Source organism: Paraburkholderia nodosa DSM 21604, assembly GCF_000519185.1.
Lineage (GTDB): Bacteria > Pseudomonadota > Gammaproteobacteria > Burkholderiales > Burkholderiaceae > Paraburkholderia > Paraburkholderia nodosa.
Genome location: NZ_JAFA01000039.1, coordinates 20,741 through 35,519, shown reverse-complemented (window position 1 = coordinate 35,519; position 14,779 = coordinate 20,741). Strand labels below are relative to the sequence as shown.

General features: G+C 66.8%; 16 protein-coding genes. 4 read left to right on the top strand and 12 right to left on the bottom strand.

What is annotated here, in order from left to right:
* Positions 1-64: 64 nt before the first annotated feature.
* The 5 genes from A3CW_RS0136015 to A3CW_RS0135995 form a co-directional block, all read right to left on the bottom strand.
* Positions 65-1,153 (bottom strand): ABC transporter permease, encoded by a 1,089-nt coding sequence (locus A3CW_RS0136015; protein WP_028207868.1) that lies wholly within the window; start codon positions 1,151-1,153, stop codon positions 65-67.
* Positions 1,150-2,862, bottom strand: coding sequence for a sugar ABC transporter ATP-binding protein (locus A3CW_RS48705; protein WP_081771968.1), 1,713 nt, complete (start codon positions 2,860-2,862; stop codon positions 1,150-1,152). Before A3CW_RS48705 ends, A3CW_RS0136015 begins: the two co-directional genes overlap by 4 nt.
* Positions 2,863-3,128: 266 nt before the next feature.
* On the bottom strand, positions 3,129-4,091 hold the full coding sequence (locus tag A3CW_RS0136005; protein ID WP_028207867.1) for a sugar ABC transporter substrate-binding protein: 963 nt from the start codon (positions 4,089-4,091) through the stop codon (positions 3,129-3,131).
* A 199-nt stretch (positions 4,092-4,290) separates the two neighbouring features.
* On the bottom strand, positions 4,291-5,268 hold the full coding sequence (corA, locus tag A3CW_RS0136000; RefSeq protein WP_028207866.1) for a magnesium/cobalt transporter CorA: 978 nt from the start codon (positions 5,266-5,268) through the stop codon (positions 4,291-4,293).
* Between the two features lie 231 nt (positions 5,269-5,499).
* Positions 5,500-5,946, bottom strand: a complete 447-nt coding sequence (locus A3CW_RS0135995) for a hypothetical protein (protein WP_028207865.1) — start codon at positions 5,944-5,946, stop codon at positions 5,500-5,502.
* A 141-nt stretch (positions 5,947-6,087) separates the two neighbouring features.
* On the opposite strand from A3CW_RS0135995, the gene cydX reads away from it, so the two are divergent.
* Together cydX and A3CW_RS0135985 are read left to right on the top strand one after the other, a co-directional pair.
* Complete coding sequence (gene cydX / locus A3CW_RS51530; RefSeq protein WP_035514953.1) at positions 6,088-6,267, top strand: cytochrome bd-I oxidase subunit CydX; 180 nt, start codon at positions 6,088-6,090, stop codon at positions 6,265-6,267.
* Positions 6,264-6,857 carry an AAA family ATPase gene (locus A3CW_RS0135985; protein ID WP_028207864.1) on the top strand — a complete coding sequence of 198 codons (594 nt, stop codon included), beginning with the start codon at positions 6,264-6,266 and terminating at the stop codon, positions 6,855-6,857. Before cydX ends, A3CW_RS0135985 begins: the two co-directional genes overlap by 4 nt.
* 4 nt (positions 6,858-6,861) lie before the next feature.
* On the opposite strand, the gene A3CW_RS0135980 is transcribed toward A3CW_RS0135985, so the two are convergent.
* The gene (locus tag A3CW_RS0135980) at positions 6,862-7,965 is read right to left on the bottom strand and encodes a saccharopine dehydrogenase family protein (protein ID WP_028207863.1); all 1,104 of its coding nucleotides are present in this window, start codon (positions 7,963-7,965) and stop codon (positions 6,862-6,864) included.
* A gap of 221 nt (positions 7,966-8,186) precedes the next feature.
* Entirely contained in the window at positions 8,187-8,651 is a 465-nt protein-coding gene (locus A3CW_RS0135975; RefSeq protein ID WP_028207862.1) for an Lrp/AsnC family transcriptional regulator, read from the bottom strand.
* Positions 8,652-8,877: 226 nt separating this feature from the next.
* On the opposite strand from A3CW_RS0135975, the gene A3CW_RS0135970 reads away from it, so the two are divergent.
* Both A3CW_RS0135970 and A3CW_RS0135965 read left to right on the top strand, forming a co-directional pair.
* Positions 8,878-9,429: a Spy/CpxP family protein refolding chaperone gene (locus A3CW_RS0135970; protein WP_028207861.1), complete on the top strand. Its 552-nt coding sequence runs from the start codon at positions 8,878-8,880 to the stop codon at positions 9,427-9,429.
* A gap of 153 nt (positions 9,430-9,582) precedes the next feature.
* Positions 9,583-10,017 (top strand): PGDYG domain-containing protein, encoded by a 435-nt coding sequence (locus tag A3CW_RS0135965; RefSeq protein WP_028207860.1) that lies wholly within the window; start codon positions 9,583-9,585, stop codon positions 10,015-10,017.
* A gap of 69 nt (positions 10,018-10,086) precedes the next feature.
* Here A3CW_RS0135965 and A3CW_RS0135960 read toward each other — a convergent pair whose 3' ends face one another.
* The 5 genes from A3CW_RS0135960 to A3CW_RS0135940 all read right to left on the bottom strand — a co-directional run bounded on the left by A3CW_RS0135960 (position 10,087) and on the right by A3CW_RS0135940 (position 14,764).
* A complete protein-coding gene (locus A3CW_RS0135960) occupies positions 10,087-10,452 on the bottom strand; it encodes a DUF3022 domain-containing protein (RefSeq protein WP_035514973.1) in 366 nt (121 codons plus the stop codon).
* Between the two features lie 32 nt (positions 10,453-10,484).
* A complete protein-coding gene (locus A3CW_RS0135955) occupies positions 10,485-11,294 on the bottom strand; it encodes a YhfC family intramembrane metalloprotease (protein WP_028207858.1) in 810 nt (269 codons plus the stop codon).
* A 114-nt stretch (positions 11,295-11,408) separates the two neighbouring features.
* A complete protein-coding gene (locus A3CW_RS0135950; protein ID WP_028207857.1) occupies positions 11,409-12,491 on the bottom strand; it encodes a LacI family DNA-binding transcriptional regulator in 1,083 nt (360 codons plus the stop codon).
* Between the two features lie 2 nt (positions 12,492-12,493).
* Positions 12,494-13,459 carry a 2-hydroxyacid dehydrogenase gene (locus tag A3CW_RS0135945; protein WP_028207856.1) on the bottom strand — a complete coding sequence of 322 codons (966 nt, stop codon included), beginning with the start codon at positions 13,457-13,459 and terminating at the stop codon, positions 12,494-12,496.
* Between the two features lie 21 nt (positions 13,460-13,480).
* Positions 13,481-14,764 carry an MFS transporter gene (locus A3CW_RS0135940; RefSeq protein WP_028207855.1) on the bottom strand — a complete coding sequence of 428 codons (1,284 nt, stop codon included), beginning with the start codon at positions 14,762-14,764 and terminating at the stop codon, positions 13,481-13,483.
* Positions 14,765-14,779: the final 15 nt, after the last annotated feature.

The window sequence follows — 14,779 nt, the reverse complement described above, 5'->3', positions numbered from 1 at the left end:
CGTCGCTTTCCCGGTCATTTCCGCCGGCCCGCGCTGCGTTGCGGACCGCGCCCTCGAAAAATTGTTATGCCCTGCTGCCTCTACGACTTCGCCTGCTGCGGTACGTGTCGAGCACGACCGCCACGACGATCACCGCGCCGGTGATGATGCGTTTGGTGGGCTCGTTCGCGCCGATCTGCGCGAGCCCCGCGGCCAGCACCGAGATGATCAGCACGCCGAAGAACGTGCTGATGACCGAGCCGCGCCCGCCCATCAGGCTCGTGCCGCCGATCACCACGGCCGCGATCACCTGCAGCTCCAGCCCCACGCCCGCGTTCGGATCGGCGGCTTCGAGGCGCGAAATCTGAAACAGCGCCGCGAGCCCCGAGAGCGCGCCCATCAGCGCAAACACGATCACCTTGTACGGCCGCGGATCGACGCCCGCCAGGCGCACCGCTTCCTCGTTGGTGCCGATACCAATCAGATATCGTCCGAATACCGTGCGCGTCAGCGTGAGCTGCGCGATCACCATCACCGCCACCGCGATCAGGAACGCCGGCGAAATGCCGAATGCGATCGGATTCGAGAGAAAGTCGAACGCGTCGCCGATATACGCCGTGCGCGAATTCGTCATCTGGTACGCGAGCCCGCGCGCCGCTTCGAGCACGCCGAGCGAGACGATGAACGACGGGATGCGCCAGCCCACCGTCACCGCGCCCGTGAGCGTGCCCGTGGCCGCCGCGGCGACGAGGCCGAGCAGCGCCGCCGGCAGCGCGCCCCAGCCCCACTTGAGCGACGCCACGCTCACCACCGAAGCGCCGAGCGCGAGCACCGAGCCCACCGAAAGATCGATGCCCGCGATGATCAGCACGAAGGTCATGCCCACGGCCATCACCACGAGATCGGGAATCTGGTTAGCGATCGTGCTGAACGTATCGTACGTGAGGAAGTGTGAACTCAGCAGCGAGAACAACACGATCATCGCGATCAGCGCGAGCGCGAGGCCCAGGTAGTTCGACAAGCCGAAGCGCGTCCCCACGGGCTTGCCGCTCGCCTGCACCGCATGCGGCGCAGGCTCGGGCGCCGCGGCCGGCACGATTTTGGTCGAACTGGTTCGCCCACCGCTATCGTCACCCTGCGGTGACGGTTGCCCGCGCAACGGATCGTTCGTCATGAAGCGCTCCCTCGTGGGTCGTCGTTTCGTTCCTGCGGCTTTCGCGTGTCCACGTGTGGCGGCACATCGCCCATCTCCGGCAGATCGCACGCGTTCGCGACCAGCGCATCCTCGGCGCGCAGCCCCGCGAACGCGGCGGCCAGCAGCTTGTCCTGACTCCACTCGTCGCGACCGTAGATGGCCGTCATCTTCCCCGCCGACATCACGCCGATGCGGTCGCAGATCAGCATCAGCTCGCGCAGGTCGCTCGACACCACCACGAGCGCCCGGCCTTCGCGAGCGAGCGCGCCCATCAGCGCGTAGATGTCGAACTTCGCGCCGACGTCGATGCCGCGCGTGGGCTCGTCGAACAGCACGACGCGCATCGACTGCGTGATGTCGCGCGCGAGCCAGCGGCCGATCACCACCTTCTGCTGGTTGCCGCCCGACAGTTCGCCCACCGGCTGCGCGGGTCCGGACGTGCGGATTCGCAGTGCGTCGATCTGCGTGCGCGCCAGCGTGTTCTCGCGCGCCGCGTCCACCACGCCATAGCGCGATACCGCGCCCACGTTGCCGAGCGTCACGTTCGCGGCGAGCGGCTGCGGCAGCAGCAGCCCTTCGCCCTTGCGGTCCTCGGTGATGAGCGCGATGCCGAGCCGTACCGCGTCGGCGGGCGAGGCGATTTGCACCGGCTGCGGCGCCGCGCCCGGCGTGGGCGCCAGCGCCACCGTGCCGCGCTCCATGCGGTCGGCGCCGTAGATGAGCCGCATCAGCTCCGTCCTGCCCGCGCCGATCAGCCCCGAAACGCCGAAAATCTCGCCGGCGCGCACTTCGAACGACACGTCGCGCACGGCCTTCGCGCGCGTGAGCCCGTCCACCTTCAGGAGCGGCGCGCCGATGCGCCGCTGCCCGAGATCGATGCGCTCGCCAAGCTCGCGCCCCACCATCAGCGCGACGATGCGCTCGGGCGTGAGGTTGGCCATGGCGTCCACGCGCACGAGCTTGCCGTCGCGCAGTACCGCGACGCGCTGCGCGATGCGCTCGAGTTCTTCGAGCCGGTGCGAGATGTAGACGATCGCCACGCCGCGCGCCTTGAGCCGCGCGATCTGCTCGAACAGCAGCTCGACCTCGCGGGCCGTGAGCATGGCCGTCGGCTCGTCGAGGATCAGCACGCGCATGTCGCCGCCATCGGCACCATCGGCACTAGCGGCGCTGCCGATCAGGTTGCGCGCGATCTCCACGAGCTGCTGATGCCCGATACCCAGCTCCCCGACCGGCGTGTCGGGGTCGATCGCCTCGAGCCCGACCTGCGCCATCGCGGCCCGCGCGTCGTCACGCAGCCGCTTGCGATCGATCCAGCCGAAGCGCAGCGGCCCCGACTGCGGCAGGCGGTCCAGAAACAGGTTCTCCGCAACAGTGAGCGTGGGCAGCAGGTTCAGCTCCTGCATGACCATGCGCACGCCGAGCGCTTCGGCTTCGCGGCGGCTCGCCGGGGCGTAGGGCTGGCCCATCAGCGTCATGCTGCCCGCACTCGGCGCCGTGAGGCCGCTCACGATCTTCGAGAGCGTGCTCTTGCCCGCGCCGTTTTCCCCCGTGAGCGCAAGCACTTCGCCGGCGTGCAGCGCGAGGCTGACGTCGGCGAGCACCGGCTGCTCGTAGGTCTTCCCGACGCCCGTAACCGTAAGCACGGCGGGCGCAGGTGACGCTACGTCGGGGACATTTGCATCCATCACGATCCTGTAGTCGCGAGCCGCGCCGCCGGGTTCAACCGGTGAGTCGCGCCGCCCGGATACTGCGGGTCCGCACCGCCGCTGCACGCTCCGGTAGAGCGTGCAGCGAACGGCGCGCTGGGCAGCGAATCGCCACACAGCGGAAGACGGCCGCCCATGCGGTCATCCCGGTACAAATAACGGCTGCGCGGCGAGATTCTTGAGCGTTTATTGAGTTGCGCACGCAAATACCGCCGTAGCACGCCGTGGCGCCTGCCGGCAGCGCTTTACTTCGTGACGAGCACCACGGGCGTTTCGACGATGCCCGACAGCTCCGACTGCTTCTTGTGCTCCTTGAGCGCCTTCAGGGCCGTGTCGATGCCGAACACGGCCTGTTTCGCCGCGTACTGGTCGGCGGTGGCGAGCACGCGGCCGTCCTTGAGCATGGGCTTGATGGCGCCGATGTTGTCGTAGCCGACCACGTACACCTTGCCCTGCTTGCCCGCCGCGCGCACGGCCGACACGGCGCCGATCGCCATGTTGTCGTTGCCGCACAGGAGCGCCTTGATGTCCGGGTATTCATTGAGCATGGCGGAGGCGACCGCGTTGCCCTTGTCGATCTCCCATTCGCCCGATTGCGTCGAGACGATCTTCGCGCCCACGGCGTCCATTGCGTCCTTGAAGCCGGCGGTGCGCTGCTGCGCGTTGGTCGTCGTGGAAACGCCCTCGACGATGCCCACCTGGTCGCCCGACTTCAGGCGCTTGGCGAGATAGTCGCCCACGAGGCGGGCACCTTTGCGGTTATCCGGACCGACGAACGGCACGTTCAGATCCTTGGACTTGAGCACGTCGGCGTCGAGCTTGTTGTCGATGTTCACGACGATGATGCCCGCGTCCACCGCCTTCTTCACGACGGGTACGAGCGCCTTGGAGTCGGCGGGCGCGAGCACGATGGCGTCGACCTTCGAGACGATCATTTGCTCGACGATCTGGATTTGCGCGGCGGTATCGGTCTCGTTCTTGATGCCGTTGGTGATGAGATCGAACTGGTCAGCGTTGTGCTTCTGATAGTCCTTCGCGCCGGTCTCCATGGTGAGGAAGAACTCGTTGGCGAGCGACTTCATGACGAGCGCGACCTTCGGCTTGTGAGGCGTCTGTGCGCGGGCCGCGAGCGGCAACGCGCCGGTCACGGCGGTCGTGGCGAGCGCGCTGGCGGCGAGGAGGATGCGGCGGCGAATGCGGGAGTTCATTTTGGAAGTCTCCGGTTTGTCGGGCCCGGCTGGGCCCTGCTTTCTGGTTATGCGCAAACGTTTTCTGCCGGCCCATTCTCGGCGCAGGCGCTGAACGATGTCAACTTCGCTCTGTCATTGGCGTCGCTGCCGGCAATGCGGCGGCGCAGCAACGCCCGCCTCGCCTCAGAGCCGCGTCAGAGCCGAGTCAGAGCCCGCCTCAGAGCCAGTTGATACGACGAAACAGGAAAAACAGGAAGATATCGAGCACAAGCATGGCCGCGAGGCAGATCTGGTAGCCAAACCTGAAATGTAGCTCGGGAATGTGCTCGAAGTTCATGCCGTAGATACCCGCGATCATCGTCGGCACGGCGAATAGCGCGGCGAACGAACCGAGCCGCTTGGTCACCTCGTTCTCCGCGAGCGAGATCATGCCGAGGTTCACCTGGATGGCCGTGACGATCATTTCGCGGCGAGCGTCGATCATGTTGGACACGCGCACGAGATGGTCGGACACGTCGCGGTAGTACGCCTGCATGCCCACGCAGATCTGCGGAATGCGGCCGCCCACGAGCTTGCCGACGGCATCGACGAGCGGCGTGACGTGATGCGCGAGGATCACGAGACGGCGCTTGAGCGAATAGAGATCCTCGATGATCGCCCGCGAGCCCGCGAGGTCGTGCTTGTCGAAGATGCGGTCCTCCAGTTCCTCGATTTCGGCGGAGAGCGTTTCGAGCACCGGCGCGTAGCGGTCGACCACGCTGTCCATGAGCGCGTAGAGCACGAACCCGGAGCCTTCGCGCAGCAATTCGGGCTCGCGCTCGCAGCGCGCGCGAACGTCGGTGAAACCCTGCTGCGCGCGGTGGCGCACCGAGAGCACGAAATTGGGGCCGGCGAATACGTTCACCTGGCCTATGACGACTTCGCCGTCGTCGTCGAGTTCGAGCGTGTGGAGCACGCAAAAGAGCGTGTCGCCGTATTCCTCGATCTTCGGACGCTGGTTGCCGTTCATCACGTCTTCGATCGCGAGCGCATGCAGCCCGAACTCCTCCTTCATCGCCGCCATTTCGCCGGCGTCGGGATCCTTGAGCGCGACCCAGACGAAACACTCGGGCTTCGCCAGATAGTCGCTGATGGCTTCGACGGTGACGTCGGCCAGTTTCTTGCCGCCTTGATACGCGACGCAGTTGATTAGCATGTTCCTTTTCTTCCGCGCGGCGGGTCGCGCCCGCGCCGCTTCGAGTTGCACCGGTTGCCAAGTTTAAGGGGTTCCGTCGACCGGCGGCGTCTGGACGGGGTGCCCGCGCGGCGTGCGTGCGCCCGCCTGACGGGGCCTGACTGGCGTTCGAGAGCACTGCCCGTGCCCGCCGTGTAACGGCGGCGGCGAACTGGCGGCCTGCCGGCGGCCGTCTTCCGGCCTGCTGCGGACCTACTGCGCGACGCGGCGGATGCCGATGCGGTCATCCTTGTCGAATGTGACGCTGGCGCGGTTGGTGTAGCGCGGATCCACGAGAAAGCGCAGCTCGATCACGGGATCGAACTGCGTCGTCACGCCGATGCGGTGCACGCCCGGCTTGAGGTAGAACGTGACGTGCTCGCCGTCCATGAGGTCGGTCACGCGCTCGCCGTCGAGGTAGACGGGCGCGTCGCGAAATTTGACGATGACGTTGCGGGTGCGCTCGCGGCGCACGTCCACGGCCACGAGGCCCTCGCCCGCCTCGGTGTAGCCCGGCTTCAGGATGCGTTCGGCCGGTACGGGCTTGAACGGCATGGGCTGCGGCTGCTCCTCGGCGCAGCCGCCGAGTGCGAACGCGGCAACCACCGTGAAGGCGGCGGCGAGGCTCGCAATCGACCTGCGCGACGGCAAAGGCGGCATGGGCGCTTTCCCCTTTTCTGACCTCTGGCTGCTGGTTCGCGCCCATCATATCCGTACGGACGCCGGATCGATCATCGTTGTTATATTCTTTGGAGAATGCGCGGCAGCGCTCGCAACCGGCATAAAGAGGAGGCGACGGCCATGTGGTACTTCTCGTGGATCCTCGGCATCGGCGTTGCGCCCGGCTTTGGCATCATCAACGTGATGTGGCTCGACGCCAACGGCAAATTCCTGAACGGACACGAGCCCGGGCAAACCGGCGCGAAAAACGCCCCGTCGGCAGACGCCGGCACACAACACGGCGAGGCACGCCGCCCGTGACGAAACTGGTGTTCTTCTGCGGCCACGCCGGCGCCGGCAAAACGTCGCTCGCCAAACGCCTGTTCGCCCCGCTCGCCCGCGAGACCGGCGAGCCGTTCTGCCTGCTGGACAAGGACACGCTCTACGGCACCTATAGCGCCGCCGCGATGGGCGCGCTCACGCACGATCCGAACGATCGCGACAGCCCGCTCTTCCTGCAGCATTTTCGCGAACCCGAGTACCGGGGGCTCATCGACACCGCGCGCGAAAACCTGGAGCTTGGCGTGAGCGCGCTCGTGGTCGGCCCGCTATCGCGCGAAGTGCGCGAGCGCAAGCTGTTCGACCGCGCGTGGCTCGGCGTCGGTCAGGAGGTGGGGCTCACCGTGGTGTGGGTGCATACGAGCGAGGAAACGGCGCACGCGCGCATCGTCGCGCGCGCCCATCCGATCGATGCCTACAAGCTCGCTCACTGGGACGAATACCGGCAGCGGCGCTTCATGCCGTCGGGCGCGCAACTCGACGGCCTTCTGCTCTTCGACAACAGCGCGCCCGCCGCGGCCGACTACGACGCCTTGCTACAGCGCATCGTGTCGGCAACGGCATCGACCTGAGATTTCAGGCCGCCACCTTCGCGCGGCTGTCGAGCGTCGCGCCTTCGTACACCTGACCAAAGCGGTTCGCGAGGAACTGCTGGAGCGACACCTGCTCCTGACGCACGAACCCGGCTTGCGGCAGACGCTTTTCGCGGAACAGATCGAGCACCGCGCACATGGCGCCGGCGGTGGTGATCTGGATCGCGCTCATGGGCACGCCGCACACCGTCTTCGCGAAGATCTTGCGCGTGAACACTTCCTGCACGAGCTTGCCGTCGCGCATGCCGGTCACGGTCATGAAGATGAGCACGACGTCCTGCTCCGTAGCGGGCACCGAGCGGCGCATGATGGACTTGAGCGTGTCGCGGTCGCTGGACAGGCGCAGATCTTCGAGCAGGAACTGCATGAGCGCGCGATGACCCGGATAGCGCACGGACTTGTAGTCGAGCGATTCGACCTTGCCCGAAAGCGTCTCGCAGAGCGTGCCCAGACCGCCCGAGGTATTGAAGGCCTCGTACTCCACACCGTCGAGCGAGAAATGCTCGAGGCCTTCGAGCGGCTGCACCCACTGCGTGCGGCCTTCACGGATCGCTTCGCACGGCTGGCAGTACTCGTTGATGAGACCGTCCACGCTCCACGTGAGGTTGTACTTGAGCGCGTTGGTGGGGAACTGCGGCAGCGCGCCTACGCGCATCTTGACGTCGCGGATCTCGGTGAAGCGGCTCGCGAGCGCATGCGCCGCAATGCCGATGAAGCCGGGCGCGAGACCACACTGCGGCATGAAGACATGCTCGGCGCCCTCGGCCAGCGCGCGGATCGCGTGGGTCGCGCGCACGTCCTCGGTCAGGTCGAAGTAATGGACGCCCGCGCCCTTCGCCGCCGAGGCGACGTTCACCGCCAGGTAATACGGCAGCGCGTTGATCAGCACGTCGTAGCCTTCCAGCGCGCCGCGCAGCGCGGCGGCGTCGCCGGAATCGACACGTGCGGTGGGGATGCCCTGCGCCGCGAGCGGCTCGAGCGCCTTCGCGTCGCGGTCGAACGCCGCGACTTCGTAGTCGCCGCTCTCGCGCAGCATGTGGGCAATGGTGTGGCCGATCAGGCCGGCGCCTGCAATCGCAACTTTCATGTGTCATCTCCTTTGGTTTTCTATGCTTGGGGATGGGCAGCGCCCGCTCAAACACAGTCTAGGGAGAGACAAATACGGTTCATAGACGCAAAACGATGCGTTTCGACCGCGATTTTCGTCATTATGACGATCGGTTTCGTCGAAATGACGAAACCATTCCATTTCGATGGCGAGTGCCTCGTCGCTCGGCCCGTATTTCGGCCCGCGGTTCAGTCCTCGATTCAGCCTGTCACCGAGCCGCGGTCGACCTTGCGCGCGAGCACGATCGACGTGGTCGTGCGCTCCACGCCGGGCATGCCGCCAATCTGGTCAAGCAGATCGTTGAGGCGGTCGGGCGAATCGGCGCGCAGCCACGCCACGTAGTCGTACTCGCCGCTCACCGCGCACAGCAACTGCACTTCGGGCATCTTGCCGAGACGCTTTTGCACATCGGGCCCATGGCGCGGCGCGATGATGAGCCCGACCCACGCCTGCAGGCTCGCGTCGAGCACGTCCTGGCCCAGGCGCACGCCGTAGCCGGCGATCACCTGTGTGCGTTCGAGACGCTCGATGCGCGCAAGCACCGTGGTGCGCGCGACGCCCAGGCGCCGTGCGAGATTCGCGACGCTTTCGCGCGCGTTTTCCTGCAGCAGCGCGACGAGGCTGCGGTCGAGGTCGTCGAGTTGATCGAGGCGCGGAGGTCTCATCGGGCGGCGGTCTGGATGGGAAGTCTGAACGGCGTCATTATCGCGCGCGGGTGAGCGCGGCGGGCGGCGGTCGCGGCGCGCAAGCCATGCGCGACGGGTATTTCCACGCGTTTCGTTTGTAAGCAAGTGTCGCAGCCGGGGCGTGGCGAAGCGAGAACGTGGTACTAATAACGGCTGCAGCCATTCTGGCCATGCTACCCGCTACGAAATGATTCAAGGAGTCACAATGAAGAAAGCTTTCGTCATCCTTGCCGCCTCGCTCTCGATGAGCGGCGCGTTCGCGCAAAGCGCTGCGCCGGCCGCTTCGGCAACCGCCGCGGCCGCGTCGAGCGCCGACGTGCGCGCCGCGCAGCATCAGCAGCGTGTCGAGGAGCGCATCACGTGGCTGCATACGCAGCTCAAGATCACGCCCGAGCAAGAGCCGCAATGGAAGACCTTCGCCGACGTCATGCGCAGCAACGGCGAGACTATGGCGAATCTCTTCAAGCAGCGTGCGGAGAGCGAAAGCTCGCGCAACGCGCTCGACGACATGAAGCAGTACGCGCAGATCGCCCAGGCGCACGCGGACGACATGCAGAAGCTCGTCTCGGCGTTCGAGCCGCTCTATACCAGCCTCTCGCCGGAACAGAAGAAGCTCGCCGATCAGTCCTTCCGCCACGGCAATGAGCACGGCCCGTCGGGCAAGCCGGGCCATCCGGAGCACAAAGGCCGTGCGAAGCCGTCCGCAGGCGCCGCAGCCAGCGACACCGAAGCGGCCAGCACGCCGGCCGCGCAGTAAGACGGAGTCACCCGCCAGTCGGGCCGCGCGCCCATGCGTGCGCGACGGCCCGATCCAGGGTACCCTTGCGGACCGCGCGACGGCCGGGCAGTTTCGCCCGGCCGTCGCTACTTTGAAAGCCGCTTTTTGTGAAGCAGGTCCGCTGCTGCCGCCATGATTGAACTGACCCAACTCGACCTGCGTGTCGACCCCGCCGCACAGCGCGTCGTCAAGGACGAAACCGTGAGCGTCGAGTTCGCAGCCCTTGCCGGCGAGCTGATGAGCCTCGAAGGCCCGAACCGCTATGCGCTGGGCGACGCGATCATCACCGGTTCGACCGGCGATCGCTGGGTCGTCTCGCGCGATCGATTCGATGCGAAGTACCTGCCGGCGAGCGACACCCTCGCCCACGGCCACTCAGGCGCGTATCGCAACCGCCAGGTCGTGGTGCTCGCAAGGCGCATGGACGAGCCGTTCACGCTCGTGCGTTCGGCCGGCGGCGACCGGCTCAGCGGCGTGGCCGGCGACTGGGTCATGCAGTACGCGCCCGGCGACTATGGCGTCGTGCAGGCCGCACGCTTCGCCAAGGTCTACAAGCTCGCCGACTAAGTCCCAGCGCAACGCTGACCGGGCGCGCTGCGCCCATCGCTTCAAGCACACGCGCTTCAAGCACACGCTTTACGCAAATTCTTCGTCCAGCGCGATCGTCACCTCGCGCGGCACGTCTTCGCCCTTCGCGTGCTGTTCCTCGAGCGATTCGATCGTCGCCTCCGCGTAGGCGCGCAACACCGCGAAGCTGCGACCGCGCAGCCGCGGCGGCAATGCGCGATAGCGTGCGAGCGCGGCGGGCGCGATGGCGACCGTGAGCGCCATGCGGCGCGCCTTCGAGCCGAAGCGCATCGCCACCCAGTGCACGACCAGCTGCGGCACGCCGTTCTCGTTCGGCTCTTCGGCAAAGCGCGTCTGCTCGGGAAAGATGTCGGCGATCACGCGGGCGAGCTCGTCGAAATCGGGGCTCGCGCATTCAAACAGATAGGCTTCCATTGACGCCACAAAAAAGAGTGAGACGCGCGCACTCACGCCGCGCGTGCGACGCGCCGCTGCTGGCGGCACGTCCTGAAAAGCACGACGGCGACCACCACAGCCGCCACCACGTACAAACCATCCACGGCCACGAGCGGCACGAGTTGCGCCTGGTACATCGCGGCAGGCACGTCGATGAGCGCGTGCACGAGGATCGCGAGCGGCAAAATGCCCTTCCATCCCGCGCGCACGCCGCGCCACATCAGCACCGACAAGGCAATCTGGAACACGAACGCGGCCGTGCGCTCGAGCGCGAACACGCCCGCGAAAAGCGGCGAAAGGCTTGCGAGAATCAGATGCACGCGCAAAACCGAGTCCATCGTGAGATTGGACAGATGCTCGTCGAGATCGCCGCGATTCGCGAGCACCGCGAACACGATCCACTGCAGTTGCACGAGCACGCCGACGAACCACGCCTCCGCACCCGCATGGCCGATGCCGTAGCCGAACGCCGCGCCGTCGGTGGGGGCGCTCGGCTTGCGTGCGCCGCGGCGCGCGATGAGCCGCATGGCGATATAGCGCCCGGCCTCCTCGCACACGCCCGCGGCGAGCGCGCCGTACAGCACGAAGAAAACGGGATTCGAAAGCACCTGCGCGACGGCGGCGTTGCCGTGCAGCATGTAGTCGTTGATGGCGCGCTCGATCACAGTCGCGAACAACGCGAAGATGGCGACGCCCGTGATCGTATCGCGCCAGTCGAGCGCGAACGGCACGCGCAGACGGCGATAGAGCGATACGGGCAAGGCGGCGACGAACAGCGTCGCGAGCGAGAGGCAGACGAGCGTGATCGGGGCTACGGACATGGGCTTCCTTATGACGTTCGGCACGCACGCACGCGCGCCGCAGCCCGAATGATCGCAGATATCGGCGCCTGCGCGCAGCCCTGGCTGCGCGAGAGACCCGCAATTGCGCTGTCGTCACCCCAGCGTCGACGCCCTCACCACCAGTTCGCCCTCGAACGCCGCCGCGCGTGCCCTGGGCGCCGCGCCCTCGATGCGCTCGTGCAGAAACTCCACCGCGCGATAGCCGATCTCGCGCGTCGGCTGGCGGATCGTCGTAATGCCGGCAAGCTCGGCCCACTCCGGATCGTCGATGGCAAGGAGCGCCACGCGCTGCTGCCACTGCGCGCCGAGCGCCGCCTTCAGATGCAAGGCGAGACGCAGCGCCACCGGCGCGTTGGCCGCGAACAACGCGCACCGCGCACCGCGCGCGAGCGCTTGGGCAACATGAGTGTCGAGCGTCGCGAGCGCGGCTTGCACGGCGGCTTCGTCGTGGAGATCGAGCACATGCGTGAGGCCGCGCGCCGCGCCCTTGGTCGCCTGCATCGACTCGCGAAACGCCGTTTCGCGTTCGCGCCGCGAACTCACCTGCTCGAACGGCTGCACGACGAACACGATGTCGTCGTAGCCGCGCCCCAGCAGATGCTCCGCGCCGAGGCGCACGGCCGCCGCGTTGTCGAGACCGACCATGTCCGCATCCAGGCCGTCGACGGTACGGTCGATCAGCACGGCCGGAATGCCGCCGCTGCCCACGGGTTTCAACATCGATTCACGCACGCCGAGTGCGTTGACGATCACGCCTTCCACGCGATACGTGGTGAGCAGTTGGAGATAACGCCGCTCCATATCGATTTCGTTCGCCGCGTGGCAGATGAGCGGCATGTAGCCGAGCGCGTGACACGCCTCCTCCACGCCCTGCAGAATCTCCACCGAATAGGGATTGGCGAGATCGGCGATCAGCAGGCCGAGCAGACGGTTGCGGCCGCGCTTGAGCCCGCGCGCCATCTGGTTGGGGCGATAGTCGAGCCGCTCGATCGCCGCCTCGATACGTGCGCGCAGGTCGGGCGAAAGCACGCCCAGCTCGCCGTTCAGATAGCGCGAGATACTGGTCTTGCCGGTGCCGGCTTCACGCGCCACGTCGCTAATGGTCGCGCGGCGCGGCGCCGTGGCCGTTGCGCCCGTTTCCGCGTGATCGTCGCGATCCGCGCCGCCCGCAGCCATGCTCATCGCGCGAGCACGTCGCGGTTGACGACGTTCACGTCGAGCGTGCCAGCGAGCGCCGCGACGAGGTTCTCCGCCGCGCAGCGCGCCATCGCATGACGCGTCTCATGCGTGGCCGAGCCGATGTGCGGCAGCGCCACCACGTTCGGCATGCGCAGCAGCGGCGACGCGGGATCGATCGGCTCGCGCTCGAACACGTCGAGGCCCGCGCCGTGGATCGTGCCCGCTTCGAGCGCCGCGATCAGCGCCTTTTCGTCGACGGTCGCGCCGCGCGAGGCGTTGATGAGAATCGCGCTCTTCTTCATCTTTTTCAGCTGCTCTGCTCCGATCAGATGGCGCGTGGCGTCGGTGAGCGGCACCTGGAGACACACGAAGTCCGCGCTTGCGAGCAGTTCGTCGAGTTCGACACGGCGCGCGCCGTAGTTGCGTTCGGCCACTTCGTTCGGACTGCGGTTCGTGTAGAGCACCTTCATGTTGAAGCCGAGCGCCGCGCGGCGCGCCACGGCGCCGCCGATGCGCCCGAGCCCCACGATGCCGAGCGTTTTGCCCTGCACGTCCACGCCGAATTGCGCCGGGCCGATGCTGCCCTTCCATTGGCCCGCCTTGACCCAGTCGGCCAGTTCGACCACGCGGCGCGCGCTCGCGAGGATGAGCGAGAAGACGGTGTCGGCCGTCGATTCGGTCAGCACGTCGGGCGTGTGGGCGAGCACGATGCCGCGCTTCGTGAGATCGTGGACGTCGAACTGGTCGTAGCCCACGGAGATCGTGGAGAACGCCTTCACGCGCGAACCGTCCAGCATCGCCGGTGTGATCTTCACGCTCGCGCCGATCGCGCCGTCGGCGTCTTTTAGCGCGGCGGCGAGTGCGCCGGGCTGGTCGGCATCGACGTCGATCAGTTCGGCATGCTCGCGCAGATAGTCGGCGACATCGGCGGGCAAGGCTTTGTAGACAACGATTTTCGGCTTCATAAGTGCGCTAGAAAAGAGAGGTTATTTTCCGTGAGCCGGCGATGCATAACCACGGGCGGCGTCGCGCTGCGGCTTGACGGCGAGCGTGAGGCCCACCGCAACGAGCAGCGCCACGCTCATGAACGCATAGGATGCCGCAGGCGAGCCCGTCGCGCCATTCAGATACCCGACCACATAGGAACCGACGAACGAGCCGAGCGCGCCCATGCTGTTGATCAGCGCCATCGCACCGCCGGCCACGTTCTTCGGCAGCAGTTCCGGCACGATCGCGAAGAACGGGCCATACGGCGCGTACATCGCCGCGCCCGCCACCACGAGCAGCGCGTAGGAGATCCAGAAGTGCGTCGAGCCGAGCGCGTAGGAGCCCGCGAAGGCCAGCGCGCCGACCAGCAGGAACGGCCACACGAAGGCGCGGCGATTGTCGAGCTTGTCCGAGGCCCACGAGGCGGCGAGCATCGCGATGGTCGCCGCGAGATACGGCACGGCGGAGAGCCAGCCCGTTTCGACCATGCCGAGCGCCGAGCCATTCTTCACGATCGAGGGCAGCCACAGCACGAAGCCGTACACGCCGATGCTCCAGCAGAAGTACTGCGCCGAGAGCAGCATCACGGCAGGCGTGCGGAACGCCTCGGCGTAGTTGCGCACCGGCTTGATGGCAGCCTGCTCGGCGCGCATCGCGGCGTCGAGCGCGCGTTTTTCATCGTCGGAGAGCCAGGTGACCTGTGAGGGCTTGTCGCGCACGAGGAACCACCAGCACACGGCCCACACGACAGCCGGCACGCCTTCGGCGATGAACATGTGGCGCCAGCCGAAGGCATGCACGAGATAGCCCGAGACGACCGACATCCACAGCACCGTGACCGGATTGCCGAGAATCAGGAACGTGTTGGCGCGCGAGCGCTCCTTCTTCGTGAACCAGGTGCTGATGAAGATGAGCATGGCGGGCATCACGGCCGCCTCGACCACGCCGAGCACGAACCGGATCGCCATGAGCGACGGGATGTTCGTGACGACGCCCGTGAGCGCTGCGCAGCCACCCCACAGCACAAGGCTCGCGAACACGAGCGTGCGCACACTGCGGCGCTCCGCATACATGGCGCCCGGCAGCTGGAAGAAGAAGTAGCCGAGGAAGAACAGCGCGCCGATCAGCGACGAGAGCCCCGGGCTGATACCGAGATCGCGGTTGATGCCGGCCGCCGAGGCGAAGCCGTAGTTGGCGCGGTCGAGATAGGCGAGGCTGTACGTGATGAACACGATCGGCATGATTGCCCACCAGCGGCGCGGTGCGAGCGAGGTTGAGGTCATCGGTGTCTCCAGTTG

Excerpts from the sequence above, each read along its gene's own strand:
- A3CW_RS0135965 (WP_028207860.1), top strand. The coding sequence starts at position 9,583 with ATGATTGAACTGACCCAACTCGACCTGCGTGTCGACCCCGCCGCACAG.
- A3CW_RS0135975 (WP_028207862.1), bottom strand. The coding sequence starts at position 8,651 with ATGAGACCTCCGCGCCTCGATCAACTCGACGACCTCGACCGCAGCCTC.
- A3CW_RS0135945 (WP_028207856.1), bottom strand. The coding sequence starts at position 13,459 with ATGAAGCCGAAAATCGTTGTCTACAAAGCCTTGCCCGCCGATGTCGCC.
- A3CW_RS48705 (WP_081771968.1), bottom strand. The coding sequence starts at position 2,862 with ATGGATGCAAATGTCCCCGACGTAGCGTCACCTGCGCCCGCCGTGCTT.
- A3CW_RS0135955 (WP_028207858.1), bottom strand. The coding sequence starts at position 11,294 with ATGTCCGTAGCCCCGATCACGCTCGTCTGCCTCTCGCTCGCGACGCTG.
- A3CW_RS0135995 (WP_028207865.1), bottom strand. The coding sequence starts at position 5,946 with ATGCCGCCTTTGCCGTCGCGCAGGTCGATTGCGAGCCTCGCCGCCGCC.
- A3CW_RS0135970 (WP_028207861.1), top strand. The coding sequence starts at position 8,878 with ATGAAGAAAGCTTTCGTCATCCTTGCCGCCTCGCTCTCGATGAGCGGC.
- A3CW_RS0135950 (WP_028207857.1), bottom strand. The coding sequence starts at position 12,491 with ATGGCTGCGGGCGGCGCGGATCGCGACGATCACGCGGAAACGGGCGCA.
- A3CW_RS0136005 (WP_028207867.1), bottom strand. The coding sequence starts at position 4,091 with ATGAACTCCCGCATTCGCCGCCGCATCCTCCTCGCCGCCAGCGCGCTC.
- A3CW_RS0135960 (WP_035514973.1), bottom strand. The coding sequence starts at position 10,452 with ATGGAAGCCTATCTGTTTGAATGCGCGAGCCCCGATTTCGACGAGCTC.
- A3CW_RS0135980 (WP_028207863.1), bottom strand. The coding sequence starts at position 7,965 with ATGAAAGTTGCGATTGCAGGCGCCGGCCTGATCGGCCACACCATTGCC.
- cydX (WP_035514953.1), top strand. The coding sequence starts at position 6,088 with ATGTGGTACTTCTCGTGGATCCTCGGCATCGGCGTTGCGCCCGGCTTT.
- A3CW_RS0135940 (WP_028207855.1), bottom strand. The coding sequence starts at position 14,764 with ATGACCTCAACCTCGCTCGCACCGCGCCGCTGGTGGGCAATCATGCCG.
- corA (WP_028207866.1), bottom strand. The coding sequence starts at position 5,268 with ATGCTAATCAACTGCGTCGCGTATCAAGGCGGCAAGAAACTGGCCGAC.
- A3CW_RS0136015 (WP_028207868.1), bottom strand. The coding sequence starts at position 1,153 with ATGACGAACGATCCGTTGCGCGGGCAACCGTCACCGCAGGGTGACGAT.